This window comes from Sphingobacterium sp. GQ94 (assembly GCF_059758715.1).
Map to the genome: position 1 here is coordinate 18,424 of NZ_JCAXEC010000001.1, position 19,958 is coordinate 38,381.

Annotated in this window: 24 protein-coding genes; 8 read left to right on the forward strand and 16 right to left on the reverse strand. The window is 40.9% G+C overall.

The genetic code is table 11. The features are described from left to right. Nucleotide 1: 1 nt before the first annotated feature. The 6 genes from bshC to rpmB all read right to left on the reverse strand — a co-directional run bounded on the left by bshC (nucleotide 2) and on the right by rpmB (nucleotide 4,837). Nucleotides 2–1,591: a bacillithiol biosynthesis cysteine-adding enzyme BshC gene (gene bshC / locus AC6CHH_RS00080; RefSeq protein ID WP_498278442.1), complete on the reverse strand. Its 1,590-nt coding sequence runs from the start codon at nucleotides 1,589–1,591 to the stop codon at nucleotides 2–4. A 94-nt stretch (nucleotides 1,592–1,685) separates the two neighbouring features. Then, on the reverse strand, nucleotides 1,686–3,020 hold the full coding sequence (gene rimO / locus AC6CHH_RS00085; protein ID WP_498278444.1) for a 30S ribosomal protein S12 methylthiotransferase RimO: 1,335 nt from the start codon (nucleotides 3,018–3,020) through the stop codon (nucleotides 1,686–1,688). Between the two features lie 15 nt (nucleotides 3,021–3,035). Further along, nucleotides 3,036–3,998 (reverse strand): signal recognition particle-docking protein FtsY, encoded by a 963-nt coding sequence (gene ftsY, locus AC6CHH_RS00090; protein WP_498278446.1) that lies wholly within the window; start codon nucleotides 3,996–3,998, stop codon nucleotides 3,036–3,038. Nucleotides 3,999–4,143: 145 nt separating this feature from the next. Further along, nucleotides 4,144–4,305, reverse strand: a complete 162-nt coding sequence (locus tag AC6CHH_RS00095) for a DUF4295 domain-containing protein (RefSeq protein WP_498278448.1) — start codon at nucleotides 4,303–4,305, stop codon at nucleotides 4,144–4,146. A 42-nt stretch (nucleotides 4,306–4,347) separates the two neighbouring features. After that, nucleotides 4,348–4,530, reverse strand: coding sequence for a 50S ribosomal protein L33 (rpmG, locus tag AC6CHH_RS00100; RefSeq protein ID WP_085474106.1), 183 nt, complete (start codon nucleotides 4,528–4,530; stop codon nucleotides 4,348–4,350). 73 nt (nucleotides 4,531–4,603) lie between these two features. Continuing rightward, nucleotides 4,604–4,837 (reverse strand): 50S ribosomal protein L28, encoded by a 234-nt coding sequence (rpmB, locus tag AC6CHH_RS00105; RefSeq protein ID WP_498278450.1) that lies wholly within the window; start codon nucleotides 4,835–4,837, stop codon nucleotides 4,604–4,606. A 125-nt stretch (nucleotides 4,838–4,962) separates the two neighbouring features. On the opposite strand from rpmB, the gene AC6CHH_RS00110 reads away from it, so the two are divergent. Together AC6CHH_RS00110 and recO are read left to right on the forward strand one after the other, a co-directional pair. Continuing rightward, nucleotides 4,963–5,262 (forward strand): signal peptidase, encoded by a 300-nt coding sequence (locus tag AC6CHH_RS00110; RefSeq protein ID WP_498278452.1) that lies wholly within the window; start codon nucleotides 4,963–4,965, stop codon nucleotides 5,260–5,262. Between the two features lie 11 nt (nucleotides 5,263–5,273). Beyond that, nucleotides 5,274–5,993: a DNA repair protein RecO gene (gene recO / locus AC6CHH_RS00115; protein WP_498278454.1), complete on the forward strand. Its 720-nt coding sequence runs from the start codon at nucleotides 5,274–5,276 to the stop codon at nucleotides 5,991–5,993. Between the two features lie 71 nt (nucleotides 5,994–6,064). On the opposite strand, the gene AC6CHH_RS00120 is transcribed toward recO, so the two are convergent. Further along, nucleotides 6,065–6,256, reverse strand: a complete 192-nt coding sequence (locus AC6CHH_RS00120; RefSeq protein ID WP_498278456.1) for a cold-shock protein — start codon at nucleotides 6,254–6,256, stop codon at nucleotides 6,065–6,067. Nucleotides 6,257–6,408: 152 nt separating this feature from the next. Between AC6CHH_RS00120 and AC6CHH_RS00125 the strand changes: the two genes are divergently transcribed. The 5 genes from AC6CHH_RS00125 (at nucleotide 6,409) to gcvT (ending at nucleotide 9,888) form a co-directional block, all read left to right on the forward strand. After that, nucleotides 6,409–7,128, forward strand: coding sequence for an SIMPL domain-containing protein (locus tag AC6CHH_RS00125; RefSeq protein WP_498278458.1), 720 nt, complete (start codon nucleotides 6,409–6,411; stop codon nucleotides 7,126–7,128). Nucleotide 7,129: 1 nt separating this feature from the next. Further along, on the forward strand, nucleotides 7,130–7,609 hold the full coding sequence (locus AC6CHH_RS00130) for a DUF4112 domain-containing protein (RefSeq protein WP_498278460.1): 480 nt from the start codon (nucleotides 7,130–7,132) through the stop codon (nucleotides 7,607–7,609). A 34-nt stretch (nucleotides 7,610–7,643) separates the two neighbouring features. Beyond that, the gene (locus tag AC6CHH_RS00135) at nucleotides 7,644–8,012 is read left to right on the forward strand and encodes a DUF4359 domain-containing protein (RefSeq protein WP_498278462.1); all 369 of its coding nucleotides are present in this window, start codon (nucleotides 7,644–7,646) and stop codon (nucleotides 8,010–8,012) included. Next, nucleotides 8,012–8,698, forward strand: coding sequence for a pseudouridine synthase (locus AC6CHH_RS00140; protein ID WP_498278464.1), 687 nt, complete (start codon nucleotides 8,012–8,014; stop codon nucleotides 8,696–8,698). The genes AC6CHH_RS00135 and AC6CHH_RS00140 overlap by 1 nt, the downstream gene beginning before the upstream one ends. A gap of 110 nt (nucleotides 8,699–8,808) precedes the next feature. Next, a complete protein-coding gene (gcvT, locus tag AC6CHH_RS00145) occupies nucleotides 8,809–9,888 on the forward strand; it encodes a glycine cleavage system aminomethyltransferase GcvT (RefSeq protein ID WP_498278466.1) in 1,080 nt (359 codons plus the stop codon). A 32-nt stretch (nucleotides 9,889–9,920) separates the two neighbouring features. Here gcvT and AC6CHH_RS00150 read toward each other — a convergent pair whose 3' ends face one another. The 4 genes from AC6CHH_RS00150 to AC6CHH_RS00165 form a co-directional block, all read right to left on the reverse strand. Continuing rightward, nucleotides 9,921–10,163 (reverse strand): DUF6358 family protein, encoded by a 243-nt coding sequence (locus tag AC6CHH_RS00150; RefSeq protein WP_498278468.1) that lies wholly within the window; start codon nucleotides 10,161–10,163, stop codon nucleotides 9,921–9,923. Between the two features lie 2 nt (nucleotides 10,164–10,165). Beyond that, nucleotides 10,166–10,471: a hypothetical protein gene (locus tag AC6CHH_RS00155; protein WP_498278470.1), complete on the reverse strand. Its 306-nt coding sequence runs from the start codon at nucleotides 10,469–10,471 to the stop codon at nucleotides 10,166–10,168. A gap of 32 nt (nucleotides 10,472–10,503) precedes the next feature. Then, nucleotides 10,504–11,928, reverse strand: coding sequence for a Glu/Leu/Phe/Val family dehydrogenase (locus AC6CHH_RS00160; RefSeq protein ID WP_498278472.1), 1,425 nt, complete (start codon nucleotides 11,926–11,928; stop codon nucleotides 10,504–10,506). A 199-nt stretch (nucleotides 11,929–12,127) separates the two neighbouring features. Beyond that, complete coding sequence (locus AC6CHH_RS00165; protein WP_498278474.1) at nucleotides 12,128–12,442, reverse strand: rhodanese-like domain-containing protein; 315 nt, start codon at nucleotides 12,440–12,442, stop codon at nucleotides 12,128–12,130. A gap of 93 nt (nucleotides 12,443–12,535) precedes the next feature. Here AC6CHH_RS00165 and AC6CHH_RS00170 point away from each other — a divergent pair, with 93 nt between their 5' ends. Beyond that, a complete protein-coding gene (locus AC6CHH_RS00170) occupies nucleotides 12,536–13,843 on the forward strand; it encodes a M28 family metallopeptidase (protein ID WP_498278476.1) in 1,308 nt (435 codons plus the stop codon). A gap of 17 nt (nucleotides 13,844–13,860) precedes the next feature. Here AC6CHH_RS00170 and AC6CHH_RS00175 read toward each other — a convergent pair whose 3' ends face one another. From AC6CHH_RS00175 to secA, 5 genes are read right to left on the reverse strand one after another with little or no spacing between them, the layout of a single operon-like run. Further along, nucleotides 13,861–14,349, reverse strand: coding sequence for a GNAT family N-acetyltransferase (locus AC6CHH_RS00175; protein WP_498278478.1), 489 nt, complete (start codon nucleotides 14,347–14,349; stop codon nucleotides 13,861–13,863). Next, a complete protein-coding gene (locus AC6CHH_RS00180) occupies nucleotides 14,346–14,924 on the reverse strand; it encodes a hypothetical protein (RefSeq protein WP_498278480.1) in 579 nt (192 codons plus the stop codon). Before AC6CHH_RS00180 ends, AC6CHH_RS00175 begins: the two co-directional genes overlap by 4 nt. Before the next feature lie 4 nt (nucleotides 14,925–14,928). Beyond that, complete coding sequence (locus AC6CHH_RS00185; RefSeq protein ID WP_498278482.1) at nucleotides 14,929–16,119, reverse strand: M20 metallopeptidase family protein; 1,191 nt, start codon at nucleotides 16,117–16,119, stop codon at nucleotides 14,929–14,931. Between the two features lie 12 nt (nucleotides 16,120–16,131). Next, complete coding sequence (locus AC6CHH_RS00190; protein WP_498278484.1) at nucleotides 16,132–16,584, reverse strand: SPOR domain-containing protein; 453 nt, start codon at nucleotides 16,582–16,584, stop codon at nucleotides 16,132–16,134. Between the two features lie 11 nt (nucleotides 16,585–16,595). After that, nucleotides 16,596–19,889 (reverse strand): preprotein translocase subunit SecA, encoded by a 3,294-nt coding sequence (gene secA, locus AC6CHH_RS00195; RefSeq protein WP_498278486.1) that lies wholly within the window; start codon nucleotides 19,887–19,889, stop codon nucleotides 16,596–16,598. Nucleotides 19,890–19,958 lie beyond the last annotated feature (69 nt).

A 19,958-nucleotide genomic window follows, 5' to 3' on the forward strand; every position in this document is an offset into this window, starting at 1 on the left:
ATCAATACAAGATAGTAAATTTAAAATCCAATGGCTTAAACGCGTTTATTAAATCCGGTATAAATTCATCGCCATGTTTTAAATACAGGACCGCAAAGTTTTCAGAACGCTCCTGTAAGCCTCCCGAAGGAAAAAGTTTCTCCTTAAGACGATCGATTTGAATCAAGGACTCCTGATAATTATTTTTCTCCGCTTTGAGCAATTTCTTTTCTAAATTATTGACTGCTTTTTTCAGTCTGGCCTTAACCGCATCTGCGCTTGGTGCTAAAGTAGGATCTATTTTATGGGTACGGAGTTTAATTTTAGCAAAAATAGCATTCAGCTCCATCCATTCATCATGCAAATTTAAACGGTGTTTGGTTTTTCTTTTAACATATTCGCCGCGAAGAGTTTCCGCTGATTTGAAGATACTTTTGAAAGTAAGGTCTAAACGAAATATCTTCCCTACCATCTGATCGTCTGTAATCATCGCCGAATTCCGAGGAATTAGGATGGGGAAATCAATGCCATACTGCTCAAAGTTAGCCTTCAATTGGAGCCAATAAACAATCTCTGCCCCGCCACCTATATAGGCAAGATTGGGTAAGATAATTTCTTGAAACAGGGGCCGCATGACCACATTGGGACTAAAGCGTTCAGGGTAATCTGAAATTTCCTGAATTAACTCCTGCCTGGTAAAATAAATACCCTGATGAAGAACCTCAAAACGATCCTCATCGAGTTGGACGATGCGCTCCCTAAACTCGTCCGTTAAATAAAAGAAGTTAATTTCCCGGGGTTGAACCTGGGTCGAATAGTTTAGGGAAACAAGGGTCGAGGAGGTCTCCGAGATGGCCTTGAAACTTTTCTGGTTAAGAATGTCATCCTGAATGATTGGGGTAAAGACCTCTTTAAATTCCCGATGATCGGCATCAATAATAACCAGACCATATTCTTTAAACAAAGAATTAACGAAAATACGGGTCGCATCTGCAAGGCTTCTCCCACTCAAGTAAGCCTGTTTGACAAGGCCGCTCAAATGACTCGCGTTCTGGGATAAACCAAAGGTATTGCAGTACTCCCGGACCACTTGGATCATGGAGCTGGTATCCATTCTTCCGGTCGCTGAACCCGCCTGAGTATCCCAGTTTATTTTTTTACCATACACCCGGGTATGATTAATTTCCGCAAAATCATGATCCTCCGTGGCCATCCAATAGACCGGAACGAACTCATGATCGGCAAATTCCGCCTTTAAATCCTGGGCCAATTTAATCGCCGTAACGATTTTAAAAATAAAATATAAAGGTCCCGTGAAAATGTTTAACTGGTGACCGGTGGTCACTGTAAAGGTTTTTTTGTCTTTCAGAAGATTGATGTTTTTGGACACCAGGGGCGAGTCTTTTAGGAGATCGCCATACTGCTCCATTAAAACAGTCGTTAAAAGCTCACGATGTTCGAAATTTTGCTTTTTAGCGAGCTGGTCTTTAAAGCCAGAAAGAGTAGGCTTATTACCGTAAAAGTTAGACAAAGCTTGCTCATCAGAGAGATAAGCTATGAGTGTATTAGAGAAACTGTTGGTGTCACTGTAATCAATATATGTAGCTTTCATCTACCAATTTTAAGATTATTTAAATGCATATGTACTCGGTAGACAAAATACAAAAAAAATAAAAAAGGGCGTCACCCGCCCTTAAAATTTATGTCTATTTGACAATTGAGCCATATAAGTCGAAATCCTCCGCCCGATCCACGCTCACCTGAACAAAATCACCAATTCGGGCATAATTTGTTTTCGCCTCAAGAATCACCTCATTATCCACCTCAGGAGAATCAAACTCAGTCCGGCCAATAAAATACTCTCCATCCATTCTGTCTACGAGAACCTTATAGGTACCGCCGATCTTTTGTTGATTAATTTCAAAGGAAATTCCCTGTTGAACCTCCATAATCTGATCCACACGTTCTTGTTTGGTTTCCTCTGGGACATCATCGATTAAGGTATGGGCATGTGTCTTTTCTTCATGAGAATAAGTAAAACAGCCTAGTCTGTCAAAACGAGTTTGTTCCACCCAGTCCAACATTTCGTTAAAATCTTTTTCGCTCTCCCCGGGATACCCACAAATCAAGGTTGTGCGAAGGGCAATATTGGGCACCTTATCGCGAATCTTGTTGACTAAATCAATCTGTTTCTGCTTGCTGGTTCCACGTCTCATTGAACTAAGCATCGTATCGGAGATATGCTGTAAGGGCATGTCCAAATAATTACAAATATTGTCACGCTCATTCATGGCGTCCAGAATATCCATTGGAAACCCCGAAGGATATGCATATTGCAAGCGAATCCAATCAATCCCATTCACATCCGAGAGATGGCGAAGTAGATCAGCAAGGTTTCGTTTACCATAAATATCCAGGCCGTAATAGGTCAAGTCCTGCGCAATTAAGATCAATTCCTTGGTCCCGTTGGAGGCCAGAAATTTAGCTTCCTTAACCAAATCATCAATGGATTTAGAAACATGTTTACCACGCATTAACGGAATCGCACAAAAAGAACATGGACGATTACACCCTTCTGCAATTTTAAAATAAGAATAATGGGAAGGCGTTGTCAATAAACGTTCGCCCAGAAGCTCATGCTTATAGTTTGCCCCAACCGAATTCAATAAATCAGGAAGATCATTGGTTCCGAAAAAAGCATCTACATTTGGAATTTCTGATTCCAGCTCTGGTTTGTAGCGCTCGGATAAACAGCCCGTTACAATAACCTTACCGACCTTACCTTGGTCCTTCAGGTCAGAAAACTGAAGGATGGTATCGATGGATTCTTGTTTGGCATTATCAATAAATCCACACGTGTTGATCACCACAATATCGTTCTCTCTGATATTGTTTGATTCGTGAACAACCTCCATTTGGTTTCCTTTAAGCTGTCCCATCAACACTTCACTGTCGTGGATGTTTTTTGAACAACCCAAGGTCACCACGTTAACCCGTGGCTTACTGATACTCGGAGCTGCTTTTGTTTGTTTTGTTTTCATATAAAATGCTGTGGCCTACTTAAATAATGAGTCCACGAAGTCTTTTTTGTTAAATAACTGCAAATCGCCAATCTTCTCTCCCACACCAATGTATTTAACTGGGATTTTAAACTGATCGGAAATCCCGATAACCACGCCACCCTTAGCCGTCCCATCTAATTTGGTAAGTGCCAAGGCATTCACATCCGTTGCCTGGGTAAACTGAGTGGCCTGTTCAATTGCATTCTGTCCGGTGGAGGCATCCAGGACCAATAAAATTTCATGTGGGGCACCAGGAATTACCTTTTGCATCACTTGCTTAATTTTGGAGAGCTCGTTCATCAAACCCACTTTATTATGCAAGCGTCCGGCGGTATCAATAATAGCCACATCGTCTGCGTTGGCTACTGCTGATTTAATCGTATCGTAAGCAACCGAAGCTGGATCGGAGCCCATTGGCTGGGCAACCACCCGTACATTTACCCGCTCGCCCCAAAGTTGCAGTTGTTCTACCGCTGCTGCGCGAAACGTATCACCAGCACCCAGCACAACTTTATTGCCGGCTTGTTGAAGTTGATAAGCTAGTTTACCAATCGTTGTTGTTTTACCAACCCCATTCACACCCACCACCATAATGACATATGGTTTTTGCGTTCCATATTCAAAATGTTCAAAATCATTGCTGTTATTTTCAGCCAGAAGGGCTTGAATTTCTTCTTTTAGCAGACTATTTAAGTCATCGGTGGTGATATATTTATCCTGTGCTGCACGTTTTTGAATCCGTTCAACAATCTTAAGCGTTGTGCTCACTCCTACATCGGAGCTCACCAGAACCTCTTCCAGGTTATCAAGAACATCATCATCAATGGTTGACTTTCCAACAACCGCTTTGGTAATTTTGGAAAAGAAACCCTCTTTGGTTTTCTCCAAACCTTTGTCCAGGGCCTCCTGTGCCTCAGGTGTTTCTTGTTTCTTTTTTAAAAAATCAAATAATCCCATGCAGATAAAATATAAAATTAGGGTAAGGTAGATCTCTCAAAGATACTTAAATAGAAGATACTAAAAAAGCCCTTTTGGGTAAACCAAAACGGCTAATTATAAGATTTTTTAAAGAAAAACTTTAAAAAAAGGAATATCTTACTGCTTATTTAGAAGCCGAAGCAACAACCTCTTTTACTTTGTCATTGTGGATCATACTCTCTTTGAAAGTATAAGCACCTGTTTTTTGAGATTTTGCAGCGATAATAACCTTTGTATATTCTTTACCACCACCTTTTTGTAATGATGCAACTGATTTCTTTGCCATGGTATACTTTTTTTATTCGGATAGAACCCTATCCAAGGATTTTTACTTAATTTCTTTATGAACGGTTACTTTTCTCAAAACTGGATTGAATTTCTTCATTTCCAAACGTTCAGTTGTGTTCTTTTTGTTCTTAGTGGTAATATAACGAGACATACCTGGAAGACCACTTTCTTTGTGTTCAGTACACTCTAAGATAACCTGTACTCTATTTCCTTTTTTTGCCATTGCCTTATTTATTTATGCCCTCACGGGTGAATTTCATGAATCTATGTTATGTGGATACAACAGGCGTCAATTATTAAATATGACCCTTTTTGATAAATTTATCAATCGCTGCTGTAATGCCGTTCTTATTAATTGTCTTGATAGCCGAAGTAGATACTTTCAAAGTAATCCAGCGATCTTCTTCAGGAATGAAAAAACGCTTAGTCTGTAAATTAGGGTAAAATTTACGCTTAGTTTTAGCATTTGAGTGTGAAACGCTATTTCCAGTTAATGCCTTCTTGCCTGTTAAATCACAAATTCTTGACATGATATTCTATTTTATTGTTGATCTTTAAATGTAATTCGTCCTTTTAAACGAGTGTGCAAATATCAATAATTCTTTTGGGAAATACAATAAGAATTTGGTAATTATTTTAAAAATAATCAAAAGGCGTGGAGAAATTCACCAAAATTACTGTATTTTGCAGTACAATTAACGGACAGATCACAACAATAGTTTTCAACAATTCACAATTGAATAAATATTTAAGCAGAGGCCTTGCCTTAATCATTCTGGGTGTCTCCTGTGTTTTATACAGCTTAAGGCTGATGGAAGCGGAAAACAATTGGTATAAACTACTCATGAGCGTGGGGGTGATCTCTTTTGGGGTGGGGTTTGTAACCCTGGTGTATTATTTAATTCGCGCAATAGATTTGAGCGGTTTACTAAAAAGAAGAAAAAACAGAAAGTAGGGCAGAAGGCAATGTTACACCAGACCAAAGGAATACCCTTAAAAATCACCAATTATTCGGAGAGTAGCGTTGTCGCTCAAATTTACACCGAAGCATTTGGCCTGCAATCTTATATGATAAGTGGTGCGCGTAAACCCAAAGCAAAGATTTCAAGCAGCATGCTGCAACCCTTTCATTTACTTGATCTGGTGGTTTACCAAAAAGAAAGCGCTAATTTACAGCGCATCAAAGAAGCGCAGCAACATCCCGTCTTGCGCAGTATACCACTGGACATCGTTAAGAGTTCGATCAGTCTGTTTTTAAACGAGATTCTCTACAAAGTCCTTCGCCACCAGAACCCGGATCCCGCTCTTTTTCATTTTATTGAAAATTCCATTATATGGCTCGATCAAAGCAACCTGGGTCTGGGAAACTACCCGTTGATCTTTTTAGCCAAACTCACTCAATTTTTAGGTTTTAAACCCGAATTATCTGATAAACCTTATTTTGACCTCATCGAGGGAAATTTCACAAGTTCTCCACCGAATCATGTGTACCTGATCCAAAATCCGCACAGTCAATATTTTCGAGAAATTATGCGCTGTTCCTATAGTGAATGTAACAAAATCAAGCTACAAAAAGTCGATCGGTCTTACCTACTACAAAAACTCATTGACTATTACCGGCTTCATACAGAGAACTTTGGTGAGTTGAATTCGCTGTATATCTTGGAAGAGGTTTTTGGAAATTAAGGACCCAAAAAAGCCCGTCAGATATGATCTCACAGGCTCTTCCACAATAAATATATATTGAATCTATTCTCTTAGATAAGCTTTACATTTACCGCGTTAAGACCTTTGCGGCCCTGTTCTTCTTCGTAAGATACATGATCGTTTTCACGAACTTTGTCTACTAAGCCTGAAACGTGAACGAAAATTTCGCTCTCGCCTGAATTTGGGATTATGAAACCGAAACCTTTGGCCTCATTAAAGAATTTTACTACTCCTTCTTGCATGTTATTAATTATTGTTTTTTTAAAGGTATCAAATATTTTCTAAATATATATGAAAAAAAAATTTGAGATTAAACATTTTTCAATTTAAGTTGTCTACCTTAAAGTTGATTGGTAAACTTGCATTTAACAGAATACTAAATTAAAACAAGCATATGAAAAAAATATTAACTCTGCTGGCCGTAATCACATTAATTGTTTCAGCACAAGCACAAAATTCAACCATGGAAAACACACGTCGCGTAGCAACCCGAGGCTTTGCTGAAAAAGAAGTTACCCCAGACATTATATTCTTATCCATTTCTTTGAAAGAATACTACGAGAATGGCAACACCAAGAAAAAAGTTGCCATCGATATCCTTGAGAAACAACTCTTTGAATCCGCGATGAAGCATGGCGTGAAAAAAGAAGATTTCACCATTCAAAATATGTATAGCTATAACAGCGCTGAGAAAAAAAAGAACAACGAATTGTTACAAGCTCGCCAATACCGCATCAAAGTAACCAATCTGAATAACTTAAATGCGATGATGGAAGCTTTAGACGCTCAGGGTCTTCAAAGTACTTCGATCACAGGTTACGATCACTCAGAGAAAAAAAGGATTGAGAAAGAATTAAAAACCATCGCGATGAAAGATGCACGTGTCAATGCGGAAATTCTCGCTTCCGCGGAAGATGACACCATCGGCAAGGTGTTGATGATCAACGACAACAGCAGTTTCAATTGGGAAAACATCAACCCTTCTCCAAGAATGTACGCAATGGCAAAATCATCAAATCTAGAGATGGCCGATTCCATGGAGCAAGGATTGGAATTGGACATTCGTCCAATCAAACTCAACTGCCAGATTGATGCTGTTTTCGAAATAAAATAAAATGGAAAAGTCAAAAGCATATGCTTTAGATAAAATTGAGAAAGACTTTCAATGGGTTAAACGACTATCTGAATTAATGGATAGTCGTTTCCGCATTGGAAATTTTCGTTTCGGTCTAGATCCGCTCTTAAATTTTATACCCTTTGGTGGCCAAATCACCACTTGGTTAATTTCCCTGATGCTGGTATGGGTGATGGCCCGAAACGGGGTCAGCAGTAAAGTTGTTCTAAAAATGCTTTTCAATATCACCTGGGATGCCATTCTGGGTTCTATCCCAATTCTGGGAAATGTCTTTGATTTTTTTAACAAAGCCAATCAAAAGAACATCAAGCTTCTGGATGATCATTATAAACTCAACCGCAACCAGGGGAGTGCCAAAAATATCATTCTGGTTATCCTGGCAGGATTATTTATCCTGATGATTGGGTTTCTGTATCTGATGTACCTGCTTAGCATGTGGTTCTTTGCGTTGATCTTTTAGCAAAAAACTAATCAAATTACCTTATTTTTGTCACATGAGTAAAACCAGAATATTTGCATTACTGCTAATTCTTTTGATGTTAGCTGCCGTTTTTACGAACCCCGTGAAGGAGCAGTTTGAAGAAAAACTGACACAAAAAGCAAAAGAGATTCTAAAAAAACAATTGGATTACAAGGATAAAAAAGCCGTGGATCTGGGCATGATGTTGTTCGGCGATAAAGTGGTCAAAGAATTTGTAACCAATTACACCAGGACACAAAACTATTATTTGTTTTCCTTGAGTCAGATCAATTGGAACGGCGAAAAAATAACCATTGGGGTAGGCGCGTTTAACCAGGTTTGGATCAGCCCGAAGCTCGACGAAAAAGCCGCGCAGTTAATGGATCATTTAACGAACTTTTAATGCTGGAAATCCTCTACCAAGATGACGATCTAATTGCCATCAATAAACCGCATGGCTTGTTGGTGCACCGCTCGATGATTGCGGCGGATACCAGTGAGTTTGCCTTACAACTCCTGAGGGATCAAATTGGAAAAATGGTTTTCCCGGCGCACCGCATTGACCGAAAAACTGCAGGCGTGTTGCTGTTCACCCTGAACAAAGAAATGAACAGTGAAATCCAGCAGGCTTTTGCGCAAAACCTAATCAAAAAAGAGTACATGGCGGTTTTAAGAGGGTATACGCAAGACCATGGGCGTATCGATTACCCCCTGAAAAAGGAAAATGGAACGATCCAGGAATGCCTCACAAATTATCAGACGCTCCAAAGCGCAGAAATCGATCTTCCCTTTGGCGGACATGCCACCTCTAGGTATTCCTTGGTTTTAGCGAAGCCAGAAACAGGCAGAATGCATCAATTAAGACGACACTTTGCCCATATATTACACCCCATTATTGGTGACCGGCCACATGGCTGTAATAAACAGAACAAACTCTGGAAAGAAACATTTGCACATGATACCATGCTCTTACATGCAAGTAAACTCTGTTTCGAGCATCCTAAGAGCAAAAAAACAATCACCGTTACCGCAAAACTCCAAGCTGAATTCCAAAGAGCATTAACGATTCTCCAAATCAAACACGTGTGAAAAATAAGGAAATCGATTGCGTATCGCTATTCCTTGCTTTTAGCAAAAAGCGGTTATCTTTTGTCATTCATATTGCGTAATTTTGGAACAGAAAAACACATTGAATTAAGATGAAAAATACAGCGTTAACAGACGTGCATATTGCATTAGGAGCTAAAATGGTTCCCTTTGCAGGGTTTAATATGCCAGTTCAATATTCAGGAATAAACCTCGAACATGAAGCCGTTCGTACCTCAGTGGGCATGTTTGATGTAAGTCACATGGGAGAATTCATTTTAAAAGGTGAAAAGGCCCTTGACCTGATTCAAAAGATTTCTTCCAATGACGCTTCCAAACTTTATGACGGAAAAGTTCAATACGCGTATATCCCAAATGAGGATGGCGGTATTGTTGATGATTTCTTAACCTATAAATTGGACGATACAACCTACCTTTTGGTTGTGAACGCATCAAATATTGAAAAAGACTGGAATTGGATTAGCAAATACAACACCTTTGGTGTACAGATGAAGGATATCTCAGATCAGACTTCTTTATTTGCTATTCAAGGACCAAAGGCCGCTGATGCACTTCAAAATTTAACCCAGATCGAGTTGGCTGAAATGGAATACTATTCCTTTCAAAAGGGTGTTTTCGCTGGTGTTGAAAATGTGTTGGTCTCAGCAACGGGTTATACCGGGGCGGGTGGTTTTGAGATCTATGTGGATAATGAACATGCGCATACCGTATGGCAAGCGATCATGGAGGCTGGAAAAGCCTATGACATCAAACCAATCGGTCTTGGCGCTCGCGATACCTTACGCTTGGAAATGGGATTCTGTTTATACGGAAACGACATTGACGATACCACATCGCCATTAGCAGCAGGGTTGGGTTGGGTGACCAAATTCACCAAAGACTTTGTGAATTCACAAAACCTAAAAGCCGAAAAAGAACAAGGTGTTGCAAACAAGCTTGTCGGATTCGAAATGATCGACAGGGGAATCCCTCGTCATGATTATCCAATTGCAGATGCACAGGGAAACATCATTGGCCGGGTTACCTCAGGCACGCAATCTCCAAGCTTAAAGAAATCAATTGGTTTAGGCTATGTGAACAAGGAATTCAGTAAAGAAGGTACCGAAATTTTTATCGTAATTCGTAACCAACAGGTGAAGGCCATCGTTAGCAAACCTCCCTTCATAAAATAAAGCTAAAGGCTTATTAACGATTTTGATTAGGGCTATTTATTAGCCCTTTTCTTGTGTTTTGGGGAACTGGGCGTTTGTGGTTTCTGTTGACCGGCAGATACCTGACGACTAACCTGCCTTAAAACAACAATCTTCAGATAAACCAATACCACTAAAAAAGCTATTGATAATCCCAAAATCAACATATTACCGCTATTGTATGCGGCATAACCACTTAATACCAGGAATACAATACCCATAGTAAGCACCGTATTCAATATAAAATTTTTAGTCATTTTTATGTATTATTTGTTTCTTTAAATCCAGTCACTCTCTGCCGAAGAAAATAGAAGTAGATGATGCCCCCAAGGATATTAAGGCAAATAACGAATACAACCAAAAGCCATCTTTCTGTTTGGTTGATCCGTTTAGACCGCATAATTTCCATCAGAACAGCAACCGTCCAAACCAAGGAAAGCAAGATGGAGATACTCAATAATAGGGGAGCAAACCACGCTTTAAACACCAGCAGAAGGAAGCTTAAAAGATAAAACGCCAGACTAAATAAGAAGGCTTGTTTAGTCTGGTGAAATATTTTGTTCATGGAACAAAGGTAAGGATAATATCGAGAAACGTTTATGGGAAGATCCCTAATTCTTTGTACGATTCACCCACTTTGTTGATCGCGCAAATAAAGGCCGCCGTTCTGAGATCTTCAACGCCCGGGGTCTCCTTCCATATCTGATGAATTTCTTGGTAAGAGCCGATCATGGTATCTTCCAGACCTGAATACACCAAATCCACCTCGTCCGGTCCTCTTAGGATAATCTTTCGTTCCAATTTAGAAACCTTTTGATTGGTCATGGATTCAATAATATTCAGAATTTCCGCATACATGTTTTCGCTGAAGCGCTTTTCCAGGCGTCCATAACGAACATGACTTAAATTTTTTAGCCATTCAAAATAGGAAACCGTAACTCCTCCTGCATTCAGATAAATATCTGGAATCACCAGGACACCTTTTTTGTTAAAAATCTCATCCGCTCCAGGAGTAATGGGGCCATTGGCCGCCTCTCCAATAATTTTTGCCTGAATAGAATCCGCATTATCTGTATCAATAACCGATTCCAAGGCAGCAGGGATCAGGATATCACAAGGATAAGATAAGCCTTTTGCCGAATCCACTATGTTTTCAGCTCCCGGAAAATTTAAGATAGACCCCGTTGTTTTGCGATGCGCAACAACCGCCTCCAGGTCAAGACCGTTTTGGTTGTAAATTGCACCCTCGAATTCAATCAAGCCAACCAGCACCGCTCCACCTTCCTGAAAGAACTTCGCAGCATGGTAACCTACGTTCCCCAAACCCTGAACAATAACCCTTTTGCCTTCCACGCCTGTACTTAAACCCAAAGCAGCCATATCACTTTCATTTTTACAGGCCTCCTTTACGCCAAAAAACACGCCCAGACCAGTCGCCTCAGTACGTCCCCGGACACCTCCTTGAGAAATAGGTTTTCCGGTAACACAGGCTTGAGCGTTAATTTCATTTGGATTCAAGGTGGTATAGGTGTCCACAATCCAGCTCATCTCGCGCGCACTTGTTCCATAATCAGGGGCCGGAACATCAGTGCCGGGACCAATAAAATTCTTCTTGACTAATTCGGTGGTATAGCGCCTGGTAATTTTTTCCAGATCATATTCAGAATACTTTTTGGCGTCAATTTTAATGCCGCCCTTTGCCCCGCCAAAAGGAACGTTCACAATAGCACATTTATAGGTCATCAACGAGGCTAATGCCATGACCTCTTCCTGATCCACGCCCATGGAGAACCTAATTCCGCCTTTACAGGGTAGTTTATGGTGCGAATGTTGCACCCGATAAGCCTCGATTACCTCCAGGCCATCTCCAATTTTCACGGGAAACTTAATCCTTAAAATGGAATTGCAGGCCTTGATTTGATCAAGGATTCCCGAGGAAAATGAGGTGAATTTTGCCGCCTTATCGAAGTTACGTGCAACCCCTTCAAAAAAGCTCTGTGTTGTGCTGGTTTGATTAGCCATAAATTAATGCATTTGTTTATACTGGTATACTGTTGCAAAGGTACTTGTTTTATCAATCTTCTAATAAAGAATTAAATAAAACAACTATTTTTTGCCAATTATCAATAAAGTAGGCTATATTCTAAAAATATCTTAACAAAAGTCCTAAAACACAAAAAGCTCAAGGATTAACTTGAGCTTTTATTGATTTTGTTGTTTCTTAATAAACATCCATTTCGGGATCAAATTCATCTTTCCACGCTAAAATTCCACCTTGAAGATTAGAAAGGTTAGTGAATCCATTCTGTTCCAAGAGCATAATGGCTTGAGCGCTACGCTTTCCTGAACGACAATGAACAATGACAGGTATTTCTTTTGATATTCTATTCGCCTCGATAACAACTCCAGATAAAGGAATGTTAACGCCATTTAAATTAGAAACTTCATATTCAAAAGGCTCACGAACATCAATCAACTGAAACTCCTGGCTCTGATCCATCATGTCTTTTAATTCTTGAACGCTGATTTCTTTCATACTGTGCTTTTTACCAAAGATAATTATTTTTAGAATGAAACGCTCTATCATTAATTTATAAAATTGTTTAATTTCACTTAAAATTATCGCAACATGAATAAATCCATCATCTTGATTTTCTTATTGGTTTTCTCGCAAAGCCACAGCATTGCGCAGCAGGCAAAGACCGTGCAACGGGAGAATATAACCAGAATACTTAACCAATTAGCCTCAGATGAAATGATGGGCAGATCGGCCCTCAGGCCAGAGACCGCCAAGGCAGCAGACTTTATAGCAGGTGAATTTAAAGAAATTGGATTAAAACCTTACGCAGAAGACAATTTCAGACAATCCTTTACCATTAATAAAACACAAATTCTCAAACAAGAAATCATATTGGCGGGGAAATCCATAGCAGAGAACGATTTTTTAATCACTGGAAACGGGGCCGACCTACACTGGGACCAGTCCAGTCAAATCACTCAGTTACGGATTGGAAAGGAGGATAATTTTTCAGAAAAATTCAGAGAAATCATCAAAAATAACACGGAACAAGCCATTGTATTGGTGGACAAAGAGCACGCAGCCTATGTAGCCCGCTTTAAGTTTATCTACAGCCGTAACCAGACCTCAACCAAAGAACAAGCCCAGAAAATAATACCGAACAAAGTGTTCCTGGTCTGCGACTCCCTTCCTTCCACCTATGAAATGAATGTGCAGCGCAAAACGCAAGATCTACCCATGTTTAACGTGGCGGCCACCATACCCGGAAAATCAAAACCGAATGAATACGTGATTTTCTCAGCCCATTATGATCATATCGGAATTCTAGAGCCATCCTCGGACCAGGATTCCATTGCCAATGGAGCCGATGATGACGCATCAGGAACAACGGCTTTAATCGAGCTCGCCCGGTATTATAAAGCATTAGGAACGAACGAAAGAACCCTCATATTTGTCGCCTTTACCGCCGAGGAGATTGGCATGTACGGGTCAAAATACTTTTCCAACCACATCGATCCCGAACAAGTCGTGGCCATGATCAACATTGAAATGATCGGAAAGGATTCTCGATTTGGACCCAATTCACTTTATATCACGGGTTACGATGCCTCCAATCTAGGCGTGTTAATGCAAGAAAATCTGAAAGGAACCAGTTTTACCTTTCATCCCGACCCTTACAAAACGCAGAACCTGTTTTACAGAAGCGATAATGCGGTATTAGCGGCTCTAGGTGTGCCCGCACATACCTTCTCCACCTCGCAGATAGATAATGACCTGTATTACCATACGGTAAAGGATGAGGTCTCCACGCTCAATATTGATAACATTCAATCCAGTATAGAGGCCATCGCAGCCGGGGCAATCGGAATCGTTGATGGCAGTCAAAGGCCAAACCGGGTAGAAAAGTTAAGAGATTAAGCGCAAGAGCTGGGAAGTTAGGCTTCTAATTTCTTTTGCATGACAAAATCATTCAAAACAAAGCCATGATAAGGAATATCAACGGCCTTTACCACTTCGAACCCTTGTTTTAAGTAAAAATAATAGGCTTTATTTGCCCGGTTTACATTTAACTCAAGGGTATCCATATGCTGTTGTTTTGCATAGCTTGCCGCAAAGTCGATCATTTTTTTCCCCAGTCCTTGACCTTGAAGGGAGGTAGATAGGTAGAGCTTTCCAATTCGCAGCACATCGGTTTGTTCCTCCAAAGAGATGAAGCCCGAAGGAACTTGCTCCACCAAAAGAATAAAAAACCGGGTTCCCATAACCATCGCCTCATGCAGGGCCTGTGGGGCGTATGACTTTTCCAGCATGAAATCCAATTGCTCTTTAGCAAGTATGGAAGAGTAGGTTTCAGGCCAGATCTGGTGGGCCAATTGATGAATTAGCGGAAGATCCTTGGGGCCTGCTTCAACAATTCGAATCATAATTCCTGAGCAATTAAAAAATAATCTTCCTGCGGGCCGGTACGCACAAAACCATCCTCGATCACCTCGAAGGTTCCAAAGGATACTTCTCTAAGGTTTTCAAAACGCGAATGATTTAACAAATCCCAGCTGGGAAAAAATAGAAGACTACCCTTAGGAAGCCATTTTTCAAAGTTTTTCAGAATGACAAACTTTCGATTGGCATTCAAAATATTGATCGAAAAGTCTCCGAGCCAGGGCCTCAGCTCCTTCAGGTTTGTATGAGGAGATACCACATTTAGCGCCGCATTATTTTTATCCGTTAAAAAGGCGAACAGGGCCGCCCAATACCCCTCCTTAAAGGGGATCTTAAGCATATTTTCCTCTAGGGGTAAATCTTCCTTTTGCTCCTGGGGATACAATAAAACATCCACCTTTATGCCACGAGACATCAGGGTTGGATAATGTTCTAAAACGGTCAGTAGTGTGGGGCTCCATTCCAAGAGCTGATTGATGTGCTCCTGATCCAGACAGTGCGGATCAGCTATAAATAAGGCCGGTTCTTGGTTTTCCCGAACGATGTGATGAGAAGACATACCCTTACCGACTTAAATATTGAAAAGCAATATAGGACATTAAGCCAATACTAATTTCCAAAGCAGCCTCATCGATATCAAAGGTGGAGGTGTGAACGGCCGAGGTGATTCCTTTGGCCTTATTTCCTGTGCCCAAACGATAAAAACAGGCATTGGTTTGTTGTGAATAATAAGAAAAATCCTCTGCGGCAGGCCAAAGCTCGAGCTCTACAACATTTTCAGCGCCAAGGTATTCTTGGGCGAATCCTCGAGCAGCGCTGGTGAGTAGCGGTTCGTTGATTAAAAAAGGATATCCCTTTTTTACCTCAAAATCACATTCTGCCCCCATACTCTGAGCCATACCAACGGCCATTTTGATCATTTTCTCATGGGCCTGTTTGCGCCAGAGTTCATCAAAAGTACGGAAGGTCCCTTCCAAATACACTTCATCAGGAATGATATTGGTGGCACCTTGACCAATAATTTTACCCCAAGAGAGCACCGTAGGTGTTCGTGGGTCGGCATTTCTGCTCACCACTTGTTGCAAAGCGGAAATAATCTGAGCGGTAATGGCAATAGGATCTATATTTTGATGCGGATGTGCACCATGACCACCCTTGCCACGAACAGTCATAAACAGCTCATCACAAGAAGCCATGTATTTTCCAGAGCGAAAACCGACTTTTCCCGTTTCAATAAAAGGCATCACGTGCTGGCCAATAATGCCATTGGGCACTGGATTCTCCAACACACCTTGCTCAATCATCAGGGATGCGCCTCCTGGCAATTTTTCTTCTGCTGGTTGAAAAATAAGTTTCACTGTGCCGGAGAGTTCAGCCTTTAAGGCCATTAAAATACGGGCAACAGCCAACAACGAGGACGTATGAACATCATGTCCACAGGCGTGCATCAGTCCCGGGTTTTTAGAGCCATAGGAACGTCCTTGAACTTCCGTAATAGGCAAAGCGTCCATATCTGCTCGTAAGGCCAAGACCTTTTCCGAATGGATCTCTCCCTGGATCAAGGCCACAACACCGGTGCCAGCCATGGGCTCGAAAGGAATTTGCAAATCCCGCAGGTAGTCCTTTACAAATTGGGCTGTATTGTATTCTTCAAAAGAGGGTTCAGGATGTTGATGCAAATACCGCCGGGTATCAATGGTATCTTGCTGGAAAGCCTTCGCTAAATCTTGTATTTTTTGTTTGATATTTGACATGTTGGCTAACTCCTATCTCCAAATCCAGACGTCTTCCACAAAGACAAAAACGTTTTTATAGGTGCCCCGCATTTTGCGCATGTATGCCGTGGCCGATGCTCGGCTGGTAAAATCACCAACCTTCACCCTATAATTGGGTTCAACGTAGTCCAAATAGGCTCCGATATCTGAATTTTGGTGAATGAAATTATTCTGAACGCGGGTAGCCTCACTTCGGCTTGACCCGGAATATATTTGAACCCTAAAGCCACGTACTTTTACCCGAGTTGCCTTGGATTTGTCGATGACTTTAGGTTCCAAACTTATCGTTTTTGACTCAACAGGATTAAGTTTGTAAAACGCTCGGTATTCTTGTAAAAGCCCAATCAATGAGTCCCTTTCTACCTCAACCTTTTTCTGTTGTCCTTTGAGTAAACTCGAGCAGAACAACAAGAAAAAACAAACTAAAAATCCTTTATACATCATTACGTATTACCTTATTTACCGTGACAGTTCTTGTATTTAAGACCAGATCCACAGGGGCATTCGTCATTTCTACCAATCGCCTGTTCTTTACGTATAGGCTGGGTAACTTGTGCTTGCTGGGTATTTAAATCCTCTTCGGATACACCCGTTGGCGAGCCCAGTTCCTCTTTGGTTTCTTTCACTTTAACCTTAGGGCTTTCCTGACGAGCTTCTTGGATATTTTGTGCCTCTTGCTGTTGTCCAGGAATTTCTCCTTTAAACAAGAAACTAACCACATCCTTATTCATCACCGCCAGCATGGACTTAAACAAATCATAGGCCTCCATTTTATAAATAATAATTGGGTCCTTTTGTTCATAAACAGCATTCTGAACAGATTGTTTTAAATCATCCATTTCACGTAAATGCTCTTTCCATGCCTCATCAATAAGCGCTAAAACAATTCCTTTTTCGAAAGATTTAAAAACTTCCTTCCCCTGGGATTCAACCGCTTTCTTCAAGTTAGTAGCAACTTGAATGCCACGAATTCCATCGGAGAAAGGAACGATAATATTTTCAATCATTCCACCGCGTTCCGCTTGAACGTTGGTTAATACAGGAAGTGTTTGTTCAGCGACATGGATCGCCTTTTGGTGGTACACTGCAATGATTTGTTCAAATAATTTCTCGACAATATCACCGGCTGCTGTACTCGAAAAATCCTGTTGACTTATTTCCGGGTTGATTGCAAACACGCGAATAACTTCAATTTGGAATTCATCGAAAGAATTATCCTCTTTTGCCTCAATAACAATATCTTCCACAACATCGTATATCATGTTGTTCAAATCTACGTCTAAACGTTCTCCAAATAACGCATTTTTACGCTTGGTGTAAATTACGGTACGCTGAGAGTTCATCACATCATCATACTCCAATAAACGTTTACGAATACCAAAGTTATTCTCCTCTACCTTGCGCTGTGCGCGTTCGATGGATTTGGTCAGCATACTGTGTTGCATCACCTCGCCATCTTCAACCCCCATTTTAACCATCAAATTGGAGATTCGTTCGGAAGCGAATAAACGCATTAATGGATCTTCTAAAGAAACAAAGAACTGAGAGGATCCAGGATCTCCTTGACGACCCGCACGACCTCTAAGCTGACGGTCAACCCGGCGCGATTCGTGACGTTCTGTACCAATGATTGCTAAACCGCCATCGTTAATAACACCCTCAGATAATTTAATATCCGTACCACGACCTGCCATGTTGGTTGCAATAGTAACCTGACTAGCATGCCCCGCTTCGGCAACAATATCCGCCTCTTTCTGGTGCAGCTTCGCATTCAACACGTTGTGTTTAATGCCGCGAAGTTTAAGCATACGACTCAGTAATTCTGAAATTTCAACCGAAGTGGTACCCACTAGAACCGGGCGGCCTGCTTCCGTTAATGTTTGAATTTCTTGAGCCACAGCGTTGTATTTTTCACGCGCCGTACGGTAGATGAAATCCTGACGGTCATCACGTTGAATGGGTCTGTTTGTTGGAATCTCAACAACGTCTAATTTGTATATTTCCCAAAGTTCACCAGCCTCGGTGGAGGCCGTACCGGTCATCCCGGATAACTTATGGTACATACGGAAGTAATTTTGAAGGGTAATGGTTGCGTAGGTCTGGGTTGCGTCCTCTACTTTAACATTCTCTTTCGCTTCAATGGCTTGATGTAGACCATCCGAGTAGCGTCGACCATCCATGATACGGCCGGTCTGCTCATCAACTATTTTAACCTTACCATCGTCCAAAATATACTGATCATCAAGCTCAAATAGGGTATAAGCCTTCAAGAGTTGATTGATGGAGTGAATACGTTCTGCCTTCACAGAATAATCACGTAGCAATTCCTCTTTTTTAGCTGCTTTTTCCTCCAGAGGTAAGGCTGATTTTTCAATTTCAGCAATTTCAGTACCCACATCTGGTAAAATAAAGAAACTAGGGTCTTCTCCAGTTGCAGTGATGAGTTCGATCCCTTTTTCGGTTAATTCAACCTGGTTATTTTTTTCATCAATGACAAAGAACAATTCCGCATCAGCCTTAGGCATGTGACGGTTTTGCTCCTGCATATAGAAGTTTTCGACTTTTTGAAGAATTTGACGGTGGTTCCCCTCAGAGAGGAATTTAATCAGCGCCTTGTTTTTAGGCAATCCTCGGTAAGCACGGAATAAAGCCAGTCCACCAGCCTCAGGGTCTGTATCGCCTTCCTTAATCGCTTTTTTTGCTTGGTTTAATGCCGTATTGATAAATGCTTTTTGCGCATTCACCAAACGTTCAATTCTCGGTTTGAGTTGATAAAATTCATGTTGATCACCTTTAGGAATAGGACCAGAGATAATCAAAGGAGTCCGGGCATCATCAATCAAGACCGAGTCAACCTCATCAATCATTGCAAAATGCAATTTGCGCTGAACCATAGCCTCCTTGGTGTTGGTCATGTTATCACGCAAATAATCGAAACCGAATTCATTATTGGTTCCGTAAACAATGTCGTTTAAATAAGCCTGACGACGTTGAGGGGAGTTGGGTTGGTATTTATCAATACAGTCCACACTCAGACCGTGAAATTCAAAGATAGGACCATTCCACTCAGAGTCACGACGTGCCAGATAATCATTCACGGTCACAATGTGAATTCCCTGTCCCGCCAATGCATTCAAATAAGAGGGTAAGGTTCCTACTAAAGTTTTACCTTCACCCGTTGACATCTCGGCAATTTTACCTTGATGCAATACAATACCACCAATTAACTGAACATCATAGTGAATCATATTCCAGGTCACTTCCGTACCTGCGGCCGTCCAGGTATTGCTCCAGTTCGCACTCTCCCCCTGAATGGTAACGTTTGATTTACGGGCCGCTAAATTGCGGTCAAAATCAGTGGCCGTAACCTGAATGACTTTGTTTTCGCTAAAACGGCGAGCAGTATCTTTAACAACAGCAAAAGCTTCCGGTAGGATCTCCAATAAAACCTCCTCCAGCTTTTTATCACGATCTTTTGTCAGCTTATCAATCTGATCATACATGGCTGTTTTTTCCTCCATGTCTTCTGTCCCATCAGAAACAGACTTCAATCCGGCGATTTCCTCATCAATCTCTTTGAGGTGTTCGCGGATACGATTTTTAAAATCTAGCGTTTTTGCACGTAACTCATCGTGAGATAATTCCGCAAGTTTCTCGTATTCTTCCTTGATTTTATTTACTAGAGGCTGTATGCCTTTTACATCTTTTTCAGACTTACTACCAAATATTTTGCTTATAAATTTTAACATAATTCTCTATTTCTGTGAAACGCATGTACAATAATGACTCCAACTCAATTAAGCAGACATTTTGACATT